This window comes from uncultured Legionella sp., assembly GCF_937871865.1.
Lineage (GTDB): Bacteria > Pseudomonadota > Gammaproteobacteria > Legionellales > Legionellaceae > Legionella.
On record NZ_CALMPD010000253.1, the window covers coordinates 1 to 4677 of the forward strand.

A 4677-nucleotide genomic window follows, 5' to 3' on the forward strand; every position below is an offset into this window, starting at 1 on the left:
CCTCCCACAATTAATTTAATTCAGAGGCGACAACTTTCCTGAAATTGGGGGATATTACCAAGCACGAAAATAAAGTCATTTACGTGAATAAAGCATTTGAGCGCACGACAGGATATTCCGAACTGCAAGCATCAGGTAAAAGCCTGATTACTTTATTAGGCTCGAATTCTGAAGAGGTCAATAATAAAAGAATTGAACTGGCGATAAGAGAGTTGCGTGAAGAAACTGTTGAAATGGAAAGTGTTAAACGAAATGGGGAAGTATTTTGGTGTGAAATAAGCGTGGCTCCAGTGAAAGATTCTTTTGGCCATGTGAAACACTATATTTGCATTATCAATGACATCACGCAACGCCGTGATATGGAAAACCAACTGGTAATGCAGGCGACTTATGATTCTCTGACAGCTTTACCTAACCGTGTTTTATTGATGGACAGGGTAGAGCAGGCCATTCTTCAGGCTAAAAAGAAAAAATCCATTATGGCATTTTTATTTTTGGATTTGGATAGATTCAAGATGACTAATGATACCCTGGGTCATACTATGGGAGATAAATTACTGCAGGCTATCTCCAACCGATTATTAATTGCTACTGATGATTTTGATACTGTAGCCAGGCTGGGGGGAGATGAGTTCGTTATTTTACTCTCTGATATTGATAATTATCAACAGGCAGAAATATTAGCACAGGAAATTTTGCATTCCATTGAAAAACCAATACAAATAGACCAGCATAGTTTAAAAATTACAGCAAGTCTTGGAATTAGTTACTTTCCTCGAGATGGCGGGGACTATGAGGTATTAATGAAAAGCGCGGACTTGTCTATGTATCATGCCAAAGACAGTGGGCGTAATACCTATCGAGTTTATGAACCAGAAATGAATAGACGAGTTATTAATCATATGCAACTAGATTCCGCGTTACGAGATGCTCTAAAAAATAAAGAGTTGTTTTTAGTATATCAACCTTTAATTGATTTGAAGCAGTCCAAAGTTGTTGGATTCGAAACGCTTATGCGATGGCACAGTAAAGTATTAGGATTGGTTAGTCCTGCTGATTTTATCCCTATGGCTGAAGAAAATGGATTAATTCTGGAAATGGGAGAGTGGGCTATGCATGAAGCTTGTCAGCAAATGAGAACCTGGCAAAAACAAGGGCTTAAAAATTTAAGTATTGCTGTTAATATTTCAGGTCGACAACTTCGCCAAAATAATCTGCCGGATATGATTTCGCGGGCATTAAGAAGCAGCGGTTTACAAGCAAAATATTTGGAGCTTGAATTAACAGAAAGCCTGTTGATTGAAGACATTGATCATGTGGTCGAAACCATGTATGCCCTTAAAGATATGGGAACCAAATTAGTAATTGATGACTTTGGAACGGGTTATTCCAGTTTGTCGTATTTAAAACAGTTTCCAGTAGATAAATTGAAAATTGATCGTTCATTTATCAGTGAAATGGCATCTAACCCTAATGATGCTGCAATTGCGAAAGCGATTATCAATCTTGGACATAGTTTGAATATTCAAGTTCTTGCTGAAGGAATAGAAAATGAATTTCAAAGAGATTTTGTACAATCTCATGGCTGCGATTTTGCTCAAGGCTATTTTTATAAAGCTCCGGATCTGCCTGATAAAATTTATGAGTATTTAATCAGCCTTCCTCATTCAAAAATTCAGAACTCTTAACAGAAACCTTACATCTCATCCTTTTTTGATCTATGATTGCAGTTCAACTCAAATATCTATTTTCTTCGCATTGCAAGAATATGCTTTACTCTGTGTTCAGTCTGATTTTTGTAAAAAAGTATCAGGGCAGGATGCTCAAAATATATTTATCTAATTTTTGATGCTGTTTTATATTTTCAAATTGGATCATGAAGGTCAAAAAACTCTTTTAAAATTGAGGTGGCAGAATGATTGTTGAAATGTTATCAAGAGCGCAATTCGGATTTAGTATCGGTTTTCATATTTTATTCCCTACATTGAATCTGGGTTTAGCTGTTTTTCTTGTTGTAATGGAAGCCTTGTGGCTAAAAACCGGAAATCCGGTCTACATAAGCATTTGTAAATTCTGGACTAAAATTTTTGCATTGACCTTTGGGATGGGGGTTGTTTCAGGAATTGTGTTGGCCTATCAGATTGGTACCAATTTTGGCCCATTCATTTCTCAGTTTGGGAACGTGCTGGGTGCGTTATTTGCCTATGAAACATTGACCGCTTTCTTTCTGGAAGCCGGATTTTTGGGGGTGATGCTGTTTGGCTGGAATCGAGTACCGCCAGGCCTACATTTCATGGCCACACTTCTGGTAACCATAGGTACTACTATTTCAGCATTCTGGATTATGTCTGCTAACTCCTGGATGCAATCGCCTTCTGGCTACGAAATCATTGCCGGGAAGTATGTCGTTGCAGATTGGTGGTCTGTGGTTTTTAATCCTACATTTATTCCTCGTTTTATTCATATGGTTTTGGCTTCTTATGCAACAACTTGTTTTGTCGTCGCGGCGGTCGCCAGTTATCATTTGCTGAAACAAAAACATATTGAGGTAGCCAAATCGTGTCTTTCCTTTGTAATGTGGGCTGCTTTATTCATTATCCCCATCCAGATTTTTGTTGGTGATGTGGTTGGTCTTAAGGTAAAACAATATCAGCCCTTAAAAACTGCGGCAATGGAAGCTGTATGGGATACTCAAAAAGCGGCACCTTTAGTTCTTTTTGCTATTCCTTCACAAAAAGAACAGCGAAATCTCTATGCTATTGAGATTCCAGGATTGGCTAGCTTGATTAATACTCACGAATGGGATGGGGAATTAATCGGCTTGAAGTCTGTTAGTCCAGAAGATCAGCCTGATGTAGCCAGCGTATTTTTTACGTTCAGAATCATGGTGGGGATTGGTCTTTTAATGTTGCTTACTGCCTGTGTTGCGTTATATTTACGGGGTAGAAAAAAATTATATACAACAACCTGGTTTCATCGCTGGTGCCTGATTATTGCTCCATTTGGATTTATTGCCAGTATTGCTGGATGGTTAACTGCTGAGATCGGCAGACAACCATGGGTCGTTTATAACCTTTTAAAAACCAGGGATTCAGTATCGGCAATTGGTATGGAAGAAGTTATTATTTCATTTATTCTTTTGATTATTGCTTATGGAATAGTGTTTAGTTTTTATCTTTTTTATTTGTTTAAGACTATAAAAATAGGCCCACAATCCGTTGATGATGATTCTGAGCATCATTCATTTCAATACATGACTAAAAATCAAGGAGGTAATTAATATGTTACCTTTTATCTTTGCTGCAATTTTGGCATTTACTATCATAATGTACGTTATCCTTGATGGCTTTGATTTAGGGATAGGGATTTTATTTCCGTTTACTCATACGGAAAAAGAACGAGATCAAATGATGAATTCCGTAGCTCCAGTATGGGATGGTAATGAGACCTGGCTCGTGTTTGGTGGCGCCATGCTTTACGGAGCGTTCCCTATGGTGTACGGCTTGCTTTTGCCTATTTTATATATGCCTATCATGCTGATGCTGATCGCATTGATATTCAGGGGCGTGAGTTTTGAATTTCGCTTTAAAGCTGATCGCTCTAAACCTTTATGGAATTGGGTTTTTGCTTTAAGTTCGATTGCAGCTGCATTTTTCCAGGGGGTTATTCTGGGGTGTTTCGTGCAGGGGTTTAATATTGATGAAGCGGCAATGACGATTAATAATCCTGATTGGCTCACGCCTTTTAGTTTACTGACCGGTGTAGCACTGATTTGTGGCTATGGATTATTAGGGGCGACCTGGATGATCATTAAATCTGAAAGTCGATTACAGAAGCAAATGGTACATTTCGCAAAAGGGCTGTTAATCCTGGTCAGTTTTTTTCTGGTTTTTGTCAGTATCTGGACTCCTTTACACAGTACGGAAATTTTTTATCGCTGGTATAGTTTCCCAGATATTCTTTATTTAGCTCCGCTGCCCCTGATTACGATCTTAATGATTTATTTAACCTGGAGCAGTTTAGGAAAAGGCGATGAGTTAAAACCCTTTATCTACAGTATCATCATTTTTTTATGCGCTTATGCCGGTATTGCTGTCAGTGTCTATCCCTATTTGATTCCACATCAACTCACTATCTGGGAAGCCGCAGCACCTGATTCGACTTTACGTTTTATTTTGGTAGGTGTTGCCATAATGCTTCCCATTTTGTTTGTCTACACTCTCTATGCGTATCGTGTTTTTCGTGGAAAAACACAAGGCGGCTATCATTAAATTCTGAATCCGATTTATTTCATTGTGTTTGTGAAATAAATCGGTACGTTTCTTGCACTCATCTAATTAATTGAATTACAAACAGGTAAGGGGCTAAGCCTTTGGGCTCACTGCTATCAAGTTAAGAACAGTGCGTCATCCTGAGCCTGGCGAAGGATCTCCCGAATCCAGGGAGATTCTTCGTCGTTAGCTCCTCAGAATGACTGCCAAATCCTTAATTTAATGGTAGTGGTCTTTGGGCTCACTGCTATCAAGTTAAGAACAGTACGTCATCCTGAGCATGGCGAAGGATCTCCTGAATCTTGGGAGATCCTTCGTCGCTAGCTCCTCAGGATGACGGCCAAATCCTTAATTTAATGGCAGTGGCCTTTGGGCTCACTGCTATCAAGTTAAGAACAGTACGTCA

The 4677-nt window shown here is 38.8% G+C and carries 2 protein-coding genes and 1 pseudogene; all 3 read left to right on the plus strand.

The annotated features are described in order from the left end of the window. Nucleotides 1-38 precede the first annotated feature (38 nt). Nucleotides 39-1688 (plus strand): annotated as a pseudogene (locus Q0495_RS13515) (putative bifunctional diguanylate cyclase/phosphodiesterase); the annotation flags it as partial. 227 nt (nt 1689-1915) lie between these two features. Further along, complete coding sequence (locus tag Q0495_RS13520; protein WP_298627226.1) at nt 1916-3280, plus strand: cytochrome ubiquinol oxidase subunit I; 1365 nt, start codon at nt 1916-1918, stop codon at nt 3278-3280. A 1-nt stretch (nt 3281) separates the two neighbouring features. Next, nucleotides 3282-4271, plus strand: coding sequence for a cytochrome d ubiquinol oxidase subunit II (gene cydB / locus Q0495_RS13525; protein WP_298627227.1), 990 nt, complete (start codon nt 3282-3284; stop codon nt 4269-4271). The last annotated feature ends 406 nt before the right edge of the window (nt 4272-4677 follow it).

Bases quoted from the DNA above. Each gene is read 5' to 3' on its own strand.
- Q0495_RS13520 (WP_298627226.1), top strand. From the start codon at position 1,916: ATGATTGTTGAAATGTTATCAAGAGCGCAATTCGGATTTAGTATCGGT.
- cydB (WP_298627227.1), top strand. From the start codon at position 3,282: ATGTTACCTTTTATCTTTGCTGCAATTTTGGCATTTACTATCATAATG.